Source organism: Paenibacillus sp. 01T422, from assembly GCF_056398785.1.
Genome location: NZ_JBFTQB010000297.1, coordinates 1 through 15540 on the forward strand (window position 1 = coordinate 1; position 15540 = coordinate 15540).

At 45.1% G+C, this 15540-nt stretch carries 15 protein-coding genes and 1 pseudogene; 9 read left to right on the forward strand and 7 right to left on the reverse strand.

The genetic code is table 11. From position 1 onward, the window contains the following. Positions 1–120: 120 nt before the first annotated feature. The 4 genes from AC1DUA_RS17530 to AC1DUA_RS17545 form a co-directional block, all read right to left on the reverse strand. Positions 121–1275, reverse strand: a complete 1155-nt coding sequence (locus AC1DUA_RS17530) for a conserved virulence factor C family protein (protein WP_477500993.1) — start codon at positions 1273–1275, stop codon at positions 121–123. 81 nt (positions 1276–1356) lie between these two features. Beyond that, positions 1357–1944, reverse strand: coding sequence for a guanylate kinase (locus AC1DUA_RS17535; protein ID WP_477500994.1), 588 nt, complete (start codon positions 1942–1944; stop codon positions 1357–1359). A 160-nt stretch (positions 1945–2104) separates the two neighbouring features. Further along, the gene (locus tag AC1DUA_RS17540) at positions 2105–4066 is read right to left on the reverse strand and encodes a DEAD/DEAH box helicase (protein WP_477500995.1); all 1962 of its coding nucleotides are present in this window, start codon (positions 4064–4066) and stop codon (positions 2105–2107) included. A 168-nt stretch (positions 4067–4234) separates the two neighbouring features. After that, positions 4235–4921 carry a YhcN/YlaJ family sporulation lipoprotein gene (locus AC1DUA_RS17545; RefSeq protein ID WP_477500996.1) on the reverse strand — a complete coding sequence of 229 codons (687 nt, stop codon included), beginning with the start codon at positions 4919–4921 and terminating at the stop codon, positions 4235–4237. A gap of 279 nt (positions 4922–5200) precedes the next feature. Between AC1DUA_RS17545 and coxB the strand changes: the two genes are divergently transcribed. The 7 genes and pseudogenes from coxB (at position 5201) to AC1DUA_RS17580 (ending at position 11106) form a co-directional block, all read left to right on the forward strand. Then, positions 5201–6217: a cytochrome c oxidase subunit II gene (coxB, locus tag AC1DUA_RS17550; protein ID WP_477500997.1), complete on the forward strand. Its 1017-nt coding sequence runs from the start codon at positions 5201–5203 to the stop codon at positions 6215–6217. 27 nt (positions 6218–6244) lie between these two features. Beyond that, a pseudogene (locus AC1DUA_RS17555) lies at positions 6245–7883 on the forward strand (cytochrome c oxidase subunit I). Next, positions 7880–8494 (forward strand): cytochrome (ubi)quinol oxidase subunit III, encoded by a 615-nt coding sequence (locus AC1DUA_RS17560; RefSeq protein ID WP_127453747.1) that lies wholly within the window; start codon positions 7880–7882, stop codon positions 8492–8494. Before AC1DUA_RS17555 ends, AC1DUA_RS17560 begins: the two are co-directional and overlap by 4 nt. A gap of 1 nt (position 8495) precedes the next feature. Further along, positions 8496–8813, forward strand: coding sequence for a cytochrome C oxidase subunit IV family protein (locus AC1DUA_RS17565; RefSeq protein WP_477500998.1), 318 nt, complete (start codon positions 8496–8498; stop codon positions 8811–8813). A gap of 94 nt (positions 8814–8907) precedes the next feature. Next, positions 8908–9765 carry a cytochrome c oxidase assembly protein gene (locus AC1DUA_RS17570; protein ID WP_477500999.1) on the forward strand — a complete coding sequence of 286 codons (858 nt, stop codon included), beginning with the start codon at positions 8908–8910 and terminating at the stop codon, positions 9763–9765. Positions 9766–9783: 18 nt separating this feature from the next. Then, on the forward strand, positions 9784–10239 hold the full coding sequence (locus tag AC1DUA_RS17575) for a DUF420 domain-containing protein (RefSeq protein ID WP_477501000.1): 456 nt from the start codon (positions 9784–9786) through the stop codon (positions 10237–10239). A gap of 195 nt (positions 10240–10434) precedes the next feature. After that, positions 10435–11106 carry an AAA family ATPase gene (locus tag AC1DUA_RS17580; RefSeq protein WP_477501001.1) on the forward strand — a complete coding sequence of 224 codons (672 nt, stop codon included), beginning with the start codon at positions 10435–10437 and terminating at the stop codon, positions 11104–11106. Here the strand turns inward: AC1DUA_RS17580 and AC1DUA_RS17585 are convergent. From AC1DUA_RS17585 to AC1DUA_RS17595, 3 genes are all read right to left on the reverse strand, one after another. Beyond that, the gene (locus AC1DUA_RS17585; RefSeq protein WP_477501002.1) at positions 11076–12038 is read right to left on the reverse strand and encodes a S8 family peptidase; all 963 of its coding nucleotides are present in this window, start codon (positions 12036–12038) and stop codon (positions 11076–11078) included. The two genes, AC1DUA_RS17580 and AC1DUA_RS17585, sit on opposite strands and share 31 nt — an antisense overlap. 89 nt (positions 12039–12127) lie before the next feature. Beyond that, the gene (locus AC1DUA_RS17590) at positions 12128–12577 is read right to left on the reverse strand and encodes a hypothetical protein (RefSeq protein WP_477501003.1); all 450 of its coding nucleotides are present in this window, start codon (positions 12575–12577) and stop codon (positions 12128–12130) included. A 25-nt stretch (positions 12578–12602) separates the two neighbouring features. Further along, positions 12603–12860, reverse strand: a complete 258-nt coding sequence (locus tag AC1DUA_RS17595; protein WP_477501004.1) for a hypothetical protein — start codon at positions 12858–12860, stop codon at positions 12603–12605. Positions 12861–13157: 297 nt separating this feature from the next. Between AC1DUA_RS17595 and AC1DUA_RS17600 the strand changes: the two genes are divergently transcribed. Continuing rightward, entirely contained in the window at positions 13158–14063 is a 906-nt protein-coding gene (locus AC1DUA_RS17600) for an ABC transporter ATP-binding protein (RefSeq protein ID WP_477501005.1), read from the forward strand. Continuing rightward, on the forward strand, positions 14056–15342 hold the full coding sequence (locus AC1DUA_RS17605) for an ABC transporter permease (protein WP_477501006.1): 1287 nt from the start codon (positions 14056–14058) through the stop codon (positions 15340–15342). The genes AC1DUA_RS17600 and AC1DUA_RS17605 overlap by 8 nt, the downstream gene beginning before the upstream one ends. Positions 15343–15540 lie beyond the last annotated feature (198 nt).

The window sequence follows — 15540 nt, forward strand, 5'->3', positions numbered from 1 at the left end:
CCCTAGTTCCCACTACAAATGGAAACTGTGCATTTTCAGGGAAATAGCGCACTCCAGTTCCCTTACAGATGGAATCATGGGAACCAGACAGTCAAGAAGATAAACACGGTGAGCAATGAACTACTGCTCGTTCCTGCGCGTCATTTGCTGCCAAACGGAGCCTTCGGCTGCATGCCCGCCTTCGATACGCTCCAGCGCGATTTTCACCTGCATGCGAACTTCGAACTCAGGGTCGTCCGCGGCTTCCTGCAGATCCTTCAGTACAGAGTTGTCGCCAACCTCGTACAAAAAGCGCGCTGCGCGCCAACGGACCAGCTTGTTGCGGTCCTTCAGCGCCTTCGCCATAGCCGGCATGGCGGCYGGGTCGCCCAGGTCGGACAGCGTATCGCCTGCCGTCCGACGAACAGATGGGGTATCGTCCTCTAGGGCACGATACAGGAAGGGCAGTACCTCGGGTTCTTTGATATCCCCGAGGTATACCGTTGCCAGTCGCCGAATCGACGTGTTCTCGTCCTGCAGGGCATGGACGAGGAGCGGCAGCGTCTCTAGCGACGGCTGGATCTTCTGAAGCGCGGCGTAGCGCAGCTTCCAGTCACTGTGGCGCAGCTGTTCCAGCGCTGCGCCTGCGTCTACTTCTTCGGTGGCTTCCGAAGAAGAGGACACAGGCGTCTCCAGCATCGCGCTGGAGACTAGGCTCTCGACGCGGGTGTCGTCGTAAGAAGCGTCCAGCTCCTGGACGACTTCGCCCGCGATGTCCTTGAGCTCGCCGTAGCGCACGCCGAGCTCCTCGAGCTTGCGCTCCTTGATCAGGTTCGGCGATGCCGTACCTGCGCGGACCGCGGCCTGCGTGAAGCGCTCGGGCATCGCCACGCGAGCTTCTTCATTGCCTGCGCGCACTCGTACCTGGAGCGGGATGCCGCGGAACATCTGCACGAGGACTTGTGCCTCGCCGAATGCTGCTTCAGCTTGCGTCTGTTCCAGCGGCAAGCCGCTACCGCTGGTGGAGCCTTGGCCCTGTGCTTCACCGAAAATCTCGCGGGCTTTGGCCAGGATGAACTGCCAGTCCCCTTTGGAGGTACGGTCCAGTGCAATAAAATCTGCGGCGTGGAATACGCTGATCACGCCCTGAACAGCGAGCAATTGCTGAATGTTGTCTGGGGCTTCCATGCTAGTTTTCTTCATATAGGTTTTGCGCACACCAGCCGGCAGTGATTCATCCATATTCAGCTTCATGGAATTTGGGCTTGGTGTAGGTTCTATCGATACAATTTTCATTAATGACACTCCTTCCAGTCGGATGTTACATGAAAAGACCCGGACGTATGAACGTCCAGGCCTGTTTATAGGCATTTCATATTAATCTAAATCAACGAGGTTGCGATTTAAGTAGTTATCGAGCGTTTTGGTAAGATCAAACACCGTATGTGCTAAATCCACATTCTCGAAAACGTGATCGCATTGATCGCGGTAAGCCAGCTCATCTTCATAATAAGAGAGATACTTCTGAATGATCTCCTCAGAGTCTCCGCTTTCTCTCATGCGCTCTTCGAGAATACCGCGCTGAGCGTAGATGAAAACAAGAACGACGTGATCACCGTAATGCTTTTTGAGCGTCTCTGCACCGAAACGGTTTAAGATTAAATAAATGCTCCCGCTGTGTTCGAACATCTGCTCAATATCGGCACTTTTAATCCCATATAAATGTTCATTGACGGTACTAACCTCAATGAATTCACTGTTTGCCTGCGCCTGTACAAATTCAGCAGGGGAGATAAAGTGATAATCTTGACCGTCTTCCTCAGTTGCCCTCGGAGGTCTGGTGGTGTAAGAGATAACTTGCTTCATGCCCAGTGTAGAACCTGACATTTCAGCAACCGTCTTACGACCGGCTCCGTGTGGACCGGTGAATACAAAAATCATTTCCTTGTCCTTTAATGCGTACATGGAACATACCTCCTTATTTGTGAAAAGTGGGGGGTAAATCCTACGTGCGTGCAACGGTATGAAACGATTTTTGTCTAAGTAGGATCACTTTCAGCCGTACTTATATTTTACATGGTTCGGGTTGTTCGGTAAAGGTCTAGCATTGGAAACGCTTTTTTGACTAGCGTTTCCCGCCGCGTCCGCCACCACGTGGCGCGCTGCTGCGAGGTGAACCGCTTCTGTCGCTGCCGCGAGGCGCTCCAGTCCGGGGGCCAGAACCTTCGCTGCGTCCGCGCGTTTGACCGCCACGTTCGCTGCCACCCTGGTAGCCGCGTGCTGCGCCAGGACGATCACTGCGTGAAGCTGCTCCGCCGCGTGGTGCGCCTGGACGGTCACTGCGAGGAGCTGCTCCGCCACGTGCTGCTCCGAAGCTGTCGCTGCTGCGTCCAGCACCGCGCTCGGCGCTATCACTGCGGCTTTTGCCRCCGCCACGGATCGCGCGTGATGCGCTTGCTGCATCGTCGCGTCCTGTGCCAGCGTACTTGTTGTACGGCGAGTAGGATTTATCGCCGTGAGGAGCAGAGCGTTTGCGGTCTGTGCCATCACCGCGACCTGCAGGGCGTGGTGCGCGTTCGGCGGTTTCGCCGCGTCCATATGAGCTAGTGACTCGCGCTTTCGCAGCACTCATATTGTTGCCGCGTCCTGGTTCTGCGCTCACAGGCTCTTTTCTTTCGGCGCGTCCCCAAGTGTTCGGATTACGCTCCGAATTTACCTTCGCAGGGCGTTGTCCTCTTGGCGCATCGCTGCTGCGCGCACCAAATTTATCGCCGCCTCTGGATGCGGGACGTCCAGTACCGTACTGCATGCCGGATTTGTCTTCACGAGCACCAGATCTACCGCGGCTCTGTTGACCACGCGGTTCTGATGTTCTGCCGCTGCGGCCGCTGCGAGAAGCTCCGCCATTTCGACGGCCTGATCCTCGGCCTTCTTGCTCGAAGTGATCCTCAGAGCTTGAACGAACGCGGCGAACCTTAGGCTCGGATGCCCCTCTTAAGGACATCTTGATACCTTTTTCGATGAGTTCGATGGTCAGCATATCCCGCTCTGTAGCGAAAGTCACGGCAACACCCGTATCTCCAGCACGGCCGGTACGGCCGATTCGGTGGATGTAGCTTTCTGCGTCTTGCGGCACATCATAATTGAAGACATGCGTGACACCTTCGACATCTAACCCGCGTGCAGCAATATCAGTGGCGACCAATAGCTCGATACGACCATCCCGGAATCGTTTCATAACTTGCTCACGTTTGGCTTGTGACAGATCCCCATGTAGTTCGTCAGACATAAGCCCGAGTTCCTGTAAAGCTTCATTTAATGCAATAGCTCTTGCCTTGGTTCGGCAGAAAATCATCGCGAGATAAGGTTTGTATTGTTTAATAGCTGCAATCAAAGCATCCTGTTTCTGACGGTCAGTTGTCGGAACGAGAACTTGCTCGATTTCGGTTAACGTAACCTGTTTGCTTTGAATTTTAATTTCTTTTGCTTCCTTCATATAAGCTTTGGACAGGTTCATGACTTGTTCAGGCATAGTGGCGGAGAACAGAAGGGTCTGACGATAAGGAGACGTTTGTGCAATGATGTCCTTCACTTCATGAAGGAAACCCATATGCAGCATTTGATCGGCCTCATCCAATACGAGTATTTTCAATTTATAGAAATTGATAGAACCGCGGCGAAGGTGATCAAGCAATCTTCCCGGTGTTCCTACTACTATATGTATGTTCCCTTGAAGTTTTCTAAGCTGCTTTTCTACATCCTGCCCGCCGTATGCTGCAAGTACCTTTGCTCCCGTCACAGGGACAAGGTCTTTCAGCTCATTCGTAATTTGAATCGCCAACTCGCGTGTAGGCGTCAGAATCAGCGCTTGAACATCTGCACTCTCCACATCGATCGTTTCTAATATTGGAAGAACAAAGGCAAGGGTTTTACCTGTACCTGTTTGTGCTTGTGCGATAACATCCGTACCTTTTAATAAAACAGGAATAGCTTCCCTTTGAATGGGGGTCGGTTCGATAACGCCTGATGCTTGTAAGACTTCAACGAGTTTTTCTCTTATTCCTAATGAGGCAAATCCACTTGACATGGTAATTGGCCAGCTCCCTTTTTCCTACTATTGATTGGGATCTTTGGTGATAGTCCAAAGTCTCTCCTTGTTAAGACGATTCCCCCATTGTACAGGAATGCCAGACAAATGGAAACAGGGGCCGGCCTACAAGCATTAAATATCTACTTTATATAGAAGAAAATGATTTTATTTATCCGGTAACACTTGTGCAGTCCCAAAAACATTCTCCACAGTTTTGTTGAAGTCGGTCAAAAGCGGCATAAGTGAATGGCCTTTCCAGCTTTCCTGAGCATAACTGTTCATTTTATTGAGGAAATCCCGATTAGCTGAAATATAGACATCCATCACACTTGGTTGAAGCAAACGGATTTTCTCCGCCATAGCTTGTTTAAAACGATGAGACAGCAGGTCGTGGTGGACGGCAGTCTCGTAACTGTTATACCCGTTGTTTAGATCATTGGAAGGCAAATAGTCATTGTGAGGAGCATTATCATTGTAAAAGCCTTTGTTCGTTCCTTGGTTGTTTGTTTCCTTCGTAGTTCCTTTGGTTCCTGTAGCGCTGCTATCGATCATGAGGGCGACATAGGCATTTTTGTCCGTCGTCATGACGAGGGCGGTATTAACACCATTCATAGCATTGAGTTGATTTGAAAGAAACTGATTGTATTCGAGACTAGTATTATTGTGCGAAACTGGACCATGGAGCTGTTGAGTTTGGTAGGCTCTCTCGGAATCTGTCGATTTATCGACGGGAGACCCGAAATTGGTATGGTCGGGACTCTTGCCATACTCCCGTCCGCCCTCTGAGCAGCCTGATAAAGTCAGCATGAGGAATAGCATTCCAGAAATCGGAAAACCTAACTTACTGAGCATCAATAATGACCTCCCAATCTAGAGTGTAATGTTTATAGGATGGGATGTTTCTCTCCTTTTATTCGTGTTCACAAATATACGCTTTTGTGCATAAAGAGGTGGGTGTATGGAAATAACCATGAAGGGAAAATATATCGATACAGAGCGGTTTAAGAACAATTTGTGAACTCTCCTCCAGCGATTGACAAAAACTTTTCACGAATTTATAGTTAATAAAGTGAATTGACATGGGCATGGCCATCGTGGTAAAAATAATGTTTTAAAAGTGGGGTTGATACAATGAGTCGATTGAAAAAGTTATGGCGTCTGCTACCCCTTTTAGCGGTAATGACGTTCTTGCTAACCGGGTGTGGAGACCCAACTCTGTCTGCTTTGCAGCCAAAAGGTCCTGTTGCATCAGAGCAATTGTTTTTGATGAAATTAAGTCTCTTTATCATGGTTTTTGTCGTAATTGTCGTATTTGCGATTTATGTCTACGTGCTAATTCGCTTTAGGAAGCGCAAAGGCGACAACAGCATTCCGAAACAAGTGGAAGGAAGCCACGTGCTTGAGATTATCTGGACCGTTGTTCCGATTCTCTTACTGTTAGTACTTGCGGTGCCAACAGTATCTTACACATTTAAGCATTCAACGAACTACACTAAGGACAAAGCCGCCGTTCACGTCAAAGTCACTGCGCATCAATTCTGGTGGCAGTTTGAATATCCAGATCTAGGCATCGCGACAGCTCAACAACTTGTTGTGCCTAAGGATAAAATTATTGCTTTTGAACTTGTTTCCGCGGACGTTTCTCACGCATTCTGGGTACCATCCCTAGGCGGTAAAGTGGATACGAACCCTGGAATCACCAATACGCTTTACCTGCAAGCTGACGAAATCTCTACATTCCAAGGTAGATGTACGGAGCTTTGCGGAGCATCTCACGCCTTGATGAACTTCACGGTTGAGTCGAAGAGTCAAACGGATTTCGATGCATGGGTAGCGAAAATGAAAGCGCCTGTAACTGTGCCGGCAACCGCACAGAAGGGTGAAGAGCTTTTCAAAGAAAATTGTATGTCTTGTCACGCAATTACAGCTAATGGTCCTGGTGTTGCTCCGAACCTCAAAGGTTTCGCTGATCGCGATACACTTGCTGGTATTCTGGAACATACTCCTGAGAAAATGGCGCTGTGGATACATAATCCGCAAGATCAGAAACCAGGCAACAAAATGCCAGCGTTCGGTCAAGCGGCAGGCGGTAAGCTTGATGACGCACAAATTAACGATATCGTTCAGTACTTACAGACTTTGAAATAAACTTCTCAGGTAAAGGAGGTTAATACGTTGGCTCACTCTCATCCAGTAAAAAAACATACCGGTCTAATGGATTGGCTTACAACAGTCGATCATAAGAAAATCGGTATCCTGTACTTACTTGCGGGCGGGCTTTTCTTCCTCGTAGGAGGACTTGAAGCCATTCTGATTCGGATTCAGCTCGCTTATCCCGATCAACATATTTTCATCGGCGATTCATTTAACCAATTAACAACGATGCACGGAACAACGATGATTTTCTTTGCGGCGATGCCGATCATCTTCGCATTCATGAATGCCATCGTTCCTCTACAGATTGGTGCAAGGGACGTAGCGTTCCCATTCGTGAACTCACTTGGCTTCTGGCTGTTCTTCGCGGGCGGCGTCTTGATGAACACAAGTTGGTTCTTGGGTGGCGCACCAGATGCTGGTTGGACGGGGTATGCGCCATTGTCCTCGATTACCGACAGCGGTTGGGGTTGACCGTATCTTTGGCGGAGCATTCTTCGATGCAGCCAGAGGCGGTAACAACGTACTGTGGGAGCATCTGTTCTGGATTTTCGGGCACCCCGAAGTTTACATTTTGATTCTTCCTGCGTTTGGTATTATTTCTGAGATCGTATCGACGTTCTCCAAAAAACGTCTTTTCGGATACAGCTCCATGGTCTTCGCAACTGTATTAATTGGTTTCTTGGGCTTCATGGTTTGGGTTCACCATATGTTTACATCAGGCTTGGGTCCAGTTGCTAACTCGATCTTCTCGATTGCAACAATGGCCATTGCCGTTCCTACTGGTGTTAAAATCTTTAACTGGTTGTTCACCCTTTGGGGCGGGCAAATTCGTTTCACAACAGCTAATATTTTTGCAACAGCTTTCATCCCGACGTTTGTTATGGGTGGAACAACAGGGGTTATGCTTGCGATTCCTGCAGCAGACTTCCAATACCACGATACGTATTTCGTAGTTGCTCACTTTCACTATGTTATCGTTGGTGGTCTAATACTTGGGTTGTTCGCAGGTCTTTACTACTGGTGGCCAAAAATGTTTGGTCGCACGCTCAGCGAAGGACTGGGGAAATTACATTTCTGGTTGTTCTTCATCGGTTTCCATTTAACATTCTTCCCGCAGCATTTCTTGGGTCTAATGGGGATGCCGCGTCGTGTATTTACGTACCAGCCTGGGTATGATCTTGAAGTAGGTAACTTGGTTTCAACAGTGGGTGCCTTCTTCATGGGTATCGGTACACTCGTGTTCCTAATCAATATCATTGCAACTGCAAGGAAACCAGTTACGGCACCATCGGATCCTTGGGATGGTCGTACATTGGAGTGGTCGATTCCTTCACCTGCACCTGAGTATAACTTTAAACAAACTCCGCTTGTTCGCGGCTATGATGCACTTTGGAAAGAAAAAATGGCAGGTAATAAACAAATGACTCCGGCAGAACCAGTTGGTTCGATTCATATGCCGTCAGCATCCATATTACCGTTAATGATGTCCGTTGGCTTGTTCATTGCTGGTTTTGGTTTCATGTACAGAAACTACTATGTAGCAGGCGCAGGGATGGTTGTTACTTTACTAGCTATGTTCTTACGCTCCGTATACGACGATCATGGTTGGCATATTGAACCGGAAGAACTTGAAGATGACAAGGGGGTAAAGGCATGAGTACTCATCATACGGGCGCACTGCCTGCTAATCCGGAAACGGCTACCCTCGAAGGGAAAAATAAGGTTCTTGGATTCTGGTTATTCCTGGGCGCCGAAGTTGTATTGTTTGGTTGTTTATTCGCAACTTACATTGCACTTCGGAACTCTGTTCCAGACGGTCCAACAGCTGATGAAATTTTCAAACTCAAAACAGTGGGTTGGTCAACTTTCATCCTCTTAACAAGTAGTTTAACAAGCGTGTTCGCGATCATCGCGATGCACAAACAGAAGCTGGGCCAATTGTTATTCTGGCTTCTTATCACGGTATTGTTTGGTCTTTCGTTCTTGGGTCTTGAGATTTATGAGTTCGTTGAATATGTTCACGAGGGTCATAAATTTACAACAAGTGCCTTCTCAACTTCGTTCTATACGCTGGTTGGGTTCCACGGAGCGCACGTTGCATTCGGTATTTGCTGGATTACACTGTTGATTCTACAAGGACTTAAGAAAGGTCTTACCGTTGTTACAGCTCCTAAGTTCTACGTAGCAGCGTTGTACTGGCACTTTATTGACTTGGTCTGGGTATTTATCTTCACAGTCGTTTATCTGATGGGGAAGGTGGGTCACTAAGATGAGCAGCAATTCTCATGATACACACGCACCWAGCAAACGAGTTAAACACGAATCTCCATTGAACCACTATTTGTCTTACATTATTTCGATCTTGCTGACAATGCTTGCATTTGCAGTCGTACTCTACGGAGACCTGGATCGTTCGTTTATTCTGATCTTCATCGTCACTTTGGGTCTTGTGCAAGCGATTATCCAGTTGTTCTTCTGGATGCATGCCAAAGAAAGAGGTCACTTATTCCCGTTGATCTTTATAGGGGGAGGAGCTTTCGTAGCTCTGACTTGCATTATTATGGCCGTATATTGGGTTTGGTGGTAAAACCACTGGGAGAGGCAACTTTGTCTAGGCAAAGTGCCTCCTCTTTTTTTAGCATGAAGGTTAGCATGAAGTTGAAAGGAGAAAGAGATCAGCTATGAGCCAAATTGGTGGATTTTTCGAGTTGTGGAATCCGGTATTACTGTTGGTGATCGTTGTTGTCGGATATATATATCGTCGCTTTGTCGCTAAGGGGAAAGGGAATTCCGCGGATATTGAGCCAGTTTCGGTTTCACAGCAGCTCTCTTTCTATGTTGGGCTTGCTCTCTTCTATATTGGCCAAGGGAGTCCGATTAATTATATCGGGCATCACTACTTGTTCAGCATGCATATGCTGCAGCAAACTATCTTGTATTTAATTGTACCTATCTGTATATGGCTGGGTACACCAGCGTGGATGATGCGTTCGATTATGAAAATTACTGTGATTCGCGGTATATTCTCATTTTTCACACGTCCGTTGATTGCACTATTCCTATTTAACATGCTCTTCTCCATATATCATATGCCTTTGGTTATGGATTACTTGATGATAAATGATCTATCGCTTTTCGGTTACCACACGGTGCTGTTATTCACTGCTTTCATGATGTGGTTCCCTGTTTTTTGTCCACTGCCTGAGATGAATCGCTTGAATGATTTGAAGAAGATGGCTTACATCTTTGGTAATGGCATTCTGCTGACACCGGCCTGTGCGCTCATTATTTTCGCAGATACGATTATTTATGACATGTACGCGAATGTAACCGTACCCTTCGCCCACTTATCACCTCTTGATGATCAGCAATTGGGTGGCGTTCTAATGAAGATTATCCAGGAAGTTGTGTATGGAGCAACACTTGCGTATATTTTCTTCCGGTGGTATCGCAGAGAGCGGAAAGAAGATGACGATATGGATCTTATAGAGGCACAAGAGGGTCTGAATAATCAGGGCGGTAATTGGAATCGCGCATAGGGGAAAGGATTTAGGGAGATGCACATTTTACCAACGATTTCTACGATGTTTATCGTAATCAGTGCCATTTTTGTCGGTTTCGGCTGGTACCATATTGTGAAAGGGAACCGGGAAACCCRTCAAAAGCTGATGGTTCTTGGAGCCATTTTCGCACTAGCGTTTTTTATCATATACATGTCGCGTACATTGTTTGAGGGTAACACATCATTTGGTGGACCTGAGAGCTTGAAGCTGCCGTATCATTTATTCTTGTTTTTCCATATTGCCTTGGCTACGGTTGGCGGTGTTCTTGGATTAATAACACTTTGGTTTGCCTACAAAAACAAATTTCTCAAGCATAAGAAAATTGGCCGCGTGGCGGCAATTGTATGGCTTTTAACTGCACCAACGGGTGTTTTGGTTTATGTCTTGCTCTATTTGATGTATCCGGGCGGGACGACGAAACCGGTTATTGATGCGATTTTTGGATTGTAAATAGAGTTCATATTTTTGAAGCTGTCCTGCTTTCTGGCATCTAGCCAGTGGCTGAGCAGCTTTTTTGACGTCTGCATCTTCGCCTCTTTGTATTGTTACATATGGTACAATTAGGTTACTAGTGCATTTTAGGGAAATTGTTTGTATGAATCTTGTGCTGGAAGATAAGAAGTTTTTTTGGGAGGGTAACCGTACATGTTTTTAAAGAGTGTGACCATTCAAAAGGATAAAATAATTAATTTCACAGGCTATCCTTTTTCTCTGCCATTAATAAAGAAAATGAACACTTTAGATATTACAAGTAACGTTACATTTTTTGTAGGTGAAAATGGTTCGGGGAAGTCGACACTGCTTGAGGCAATCGCCTATCAATGCGGATTCAATACAGCAGGTGGTGGAAGGAATAATACCTATTATGTGGAATCTTCTGAAGCTGCGCTGGGGAATCATGTGAGATTATCCTGGTTTCCTAAGATAACAACCGGATTTTTTATGAGAGCGGAATCTTTTTATGAATTTGCTACACACATTGATCAAATTGGTGGCTACGAATCTTATGGCGGTCGCTCCCTTCATAGTCAATCTCATGGAGAATCATTTCTTAGTCTGTTTAAGCACAGATTTAAAGACAAGGGGATATATTTATTAGACGAACCCGAAGCAGCATTATCACCAGCAAGACAGCTAGCGTTGCTTCAGATTATTAAGGATCTATCTGGATTTTCACAATTTATTATTGCAACTCATTCTCCGATTTTGATGGGTTATCCAGATGCTCAAATCATAAACTTCGATAGTAACCCTATCACACAAATTTCGTATGAGGACACATCTCATTACCACTGGTCATTAGGAGATGTGCTGTAGATGCTTGCTCCTGGAGCCATTAGTTCTAAATCTTTTCCTGAACTTGAATAGAATGTTCTTTCATTTCTGCTGTTTATTGCTCCCACGGCTATAACTTCTTTATAAGCAGCTGGATAAGTGATAGTATCGCCTTCGTTGAATCCGATGTTTCCAGCAGCAGATATCAAAAGTACACCCTTTCTATAGGCTTCTTTTACAGCTTTTTTAAGGGTTTTACTGTCTGTTGTTGTTGTAAGGCTCAGGTTAACGATATTCATATTGCTTTTTATCGACCAGTCAATTCCTGACACTACGTCGCTTACATATCCATCCCCTTTTGAATCCAACACCTTGATAGCAAATAATTGCGAATCAGGTGCTGCGCCCACGACACCTATAGAATTATTTTTCGCACCGATAATGCCTGCTACCGCAGTCCCGTGCCCAAAATCGTCCATATAATCTGGACTTCCTTTAACGAAACTTATCCCGCCAGTCACGTACAAATCATCATGTGTATAATCAACTCCTGAATCGATTATACCAATCTTGATATTTTTTCCTGTAAAACCTTTCTTTTGGACTTCTAGGGCATTCACTTTTTCAATCCCCCAAGGGACTATTTGTGTTGATGTTGACTCGCTAGGGATAAGGGGTTGGGATGTCACTTTGGACATAAGATGAGGTTCAGGCAAAGAGTTCACATCTGATACAACATTGATTTTGAGATCAGGTTCAATAAACTCAACTTGAGAAGAAGAATTTTTTAATTTTAGAACGTTACTTTCTGAAATTTCCACCACAACGGCAGGTATATTTTGATACTCTTGCAGTATTTTCCCCTCAAATTTAGAGACCAGATGGTAATCTATGGAGGTTTTGAATGATATTAAATACCGCACTATAGGTTCATGAGTTAATGTTGAGGATTGAGCTAATGCATCTGACGCCATACTCCAGAGTAGTATGCAGGGGAACACTATACGACAAATTTTTATTATAATTATTAACACCCATTCTGATTGAATATTAATACTAAGCACTATGTTGTAACTTTAGAGAGTAGATAATCACAAACGTGAACTTGCATCCCCTGATCTTTCATTGCTTTTATAAGAGATAGAGGCAAACTGTCATCTGTGGTTGGCCAGATTTTTATAATTGAATTCATTACATCATCATATTGAATAGGCTGGTCACTAAATAAATAGTCAGTGGAATAGCTCTCAGTCTCTTTAAGACGAGTAGGCAAAGCATTACAAGCTAATTTTTCGGATAATGCCATAAACAGCCTATTGATTTGGGCTTGTTGATCAGGTGTAATTCCATAAGACAATATCAAATCATAGAAAGGAAAGTCACCATTAGATGCTTTACAAACCGATAAGCGTAAAACTCTATCTGTTAATAATTCAAGTTTGCTTTGTATCTCTCGAAGTTGACCATTTTGTTTTATTACGAGTTCTTCTAGTTCTTTTACTCTACGTTCCATTAGTTTAGCAACCTTTCACCTATCATTATAACAACAGCCAATCAACTGTGGTGGCAATAGCCTCAGCAATACCTACACCGTATTTATCAGGTACACCTGCCAGGCGAAGACCATCAAGGATGATGCCTCTAATCGTAGCTGTAGTATAGTCGGTCAATTCATTGATTTTACCAATTGCATTGTCGATACCGTTGGCAATTTTACTAGAGTTGTTGGAGAGGTACTTAGCAGTATCTGCGTCGAGCCATTTAACTAAAATATGTTTTTTGGAAAAATATTCCACATCTATTAAACTAGCATAAAATTATTTCGTTAATAAGGTACAAAAGACCTATTATGGATATTTATAACAAAAAAGAAATATAAATTATTTTCAGTTTTAATTTATTAGTTTTATTTATATTTGCATCTTAATAACTTTTCTACTAATCTTTTGGCGTATAAGTTAGAAGCAATAAACTAAAAATCAGTATTCTTGATTTGTTGGATACTGGCTTTGGATTTCCTTTATTTAACTATTGTAAGATGGTCTTATAGGCAGATTGGCAAGCAACTTATTTAAGAAAGGGAGGTTTAATCCATGACATACCCGCTAACGATAGAAAACGTTTCAAAGCAATATGGTGAGAAAACAGCTGTGAACGCTATCAATCTTCGTGTGCAGGAGGGAGAAATTTATGGACTGCTAGGTGCTAATGGTGCTGGGAAAACGACCACGATGCGAATGGTATTAGGCCTTATATATCCCGATCAAGGGGAAATCTTATGGAAAGGGCAGGGCTATCGTGAAGAGTTAAAGAGGCTTATGGGCTACTTGCCGGAAGAGCGTGGTTTATATCCCAAAATTAAAGTAAGCGAACAAATCATATATTTAGCGGAACTGCGCGGCTTATCCCGTAAGCAGGCAGAGACAGAGCTGAAAGCTTGGCTTGAGCGGTTCGATGTTCCAGAGTACTACAATAAGAAGGTTGAGGAGCTGTCCAAAGGGAATCAGCAGAAAATACAATTTATTGCTGCTGTCATTCATAATCCTGATATTTTGATCCTGGATGAGGCCTTTAGCGGACTTGACCCTGTGAATGTGGAGCTGTTGAAGAAGACAGTGAAAAGCTTGCGCGAAGAGGGAAAAACGATCCTGTTCTCGAGCCATCGCATGGAACATGTGGAGGAGCTCTGTGAACATATTTGCATCTTGCATCGTTCGAATACGATACTGCAGGGGAGCTTGAAGGAGATTAAGTCAGCATTTCCAAAGGAGAAAATCATCTTACAAACCGAGCGACCGGTTAATGGCTTGGAACAGCTTCAAGGCGTTACGGCTGTGGAAAAGCAGCAGAATGGCTATCAAATTCGGATAGATTCAACTGCCGACGCGCAGCGAATTTTGCACCACGCGATAGAGCAGTCTGCTGTACATAGGTTTCAAATCATGGAGCCTACACTGAATGAAATTTTTATTCAAAAGGTGGGAAAAGCGCATGAATAGGACCTGGACAGTAATAAAGTTTACGTATTTAACCCGTTTCCGCTCCAAATCCTTTCGTGTAATGAGTCTGATTCTAATTGTACTCTTATCAGTGCTCATTCATCTACCAACAATAATGGAAAAACTAGCTTCGCATGAAGCGACGAAAATAGGTGTGTTCCCGGGGAAACAAGGGGAGGTTGCAGAGAAGCTGGCCGCTTTTTATAATACTCAGCAGAATCCGGACATCGTCATTGTACCTCTACAAGACGCAGGTAGTGCTGCTGCGAATGAGGCACTCGCTAAGAAGCAAATAGCGGATAAAACGATAAAAGGTTATCTCGAGTTTACTGATACAGCGGTAGCTGGATTCCCCAGAACGGTTTATAAATCCGAGGGAACGATGGAATTTTCGCTCAAAAATAAGCTGCAGACAGCGCTTCAGCTGGTCAAAACAGACGTGGACCTGCAAGGAGCTGGAATTGCCCCTGAGCAAAAAGCCAATATGCAAGCCCCTGTCTCTTTGGAAACTGTGCAGATTCTTATGAACAATGAAGGGGCTGCAGGCAAAACGGAGTCGCAAATGGTTATGTCCTATGCCCTCGTGTATGTCATGCTGTTCATGTTGTATATGGGAGTCATAGGCTTCGGCAACATGGTGGCCATGGAAATTACAGCGGAGAAGAGTTCGCGGGTAATGGAACTGCTCATCACGAGTGTGTCACCACTTAAGCAGATGTTCGGCAAAATCGTTGGTATTTGCTTGTTGGCATTAACGCAGATAGCCCTCTCCATCACTGTCGGTGTTGTAAACTTAAGCTTATCCAGCAGTAGTCAGCTGGTCTCACAGCTTAATCTGAAGTGGGATGACTTGCAGATTTCACTCATTGTCTATTTCTTGATCTTCTATCTCTTAGGATTCTTCATTTACGCGACTGTGTTCGCGGCTGTTGGCTCGCTGGTAAGCCGAACGGAAGATGTCGGGCAGGCGATTATGCCAGTGACAATGCTGGTCGTAGCGGCGTTTATGATCGCGATCTTCGGGTTAAATAATCCTAATGCTGGCTTTGTTGTCACCATGTCATTCGTGCCGTTTTTTTCACCACTGATTATGTTCCTGCGAATTGGAATGAGCTCACCAGCGATATGGGAGATTGGCCTCTCGATCGCCATCCAATTGGTCTCTATCGGCGCTATGGCTTGGGTGGCAGCTAAAATCTACCGTACGGGCGTGCTCATGTATGGTAAGAGACCTACATGGCGGGAGCTTCGCAAGGCTATGCGGGCCTATAAGGTATAACTCTGATTTTATTTATTTACYAAGTGGAGTGCTGCTGGGTTGTGCATATTGAATATTACCTTCGGTAACAGCTTTATTAACAGCTGCGAGGTTTTCATCTCCAGGTTGGGCAGGTTTCTGTGCCTAACTATGAATGATATAAATTATACATGTATTAGATATAACTACACAATAAATGGAAAATAACTACTCTTACAC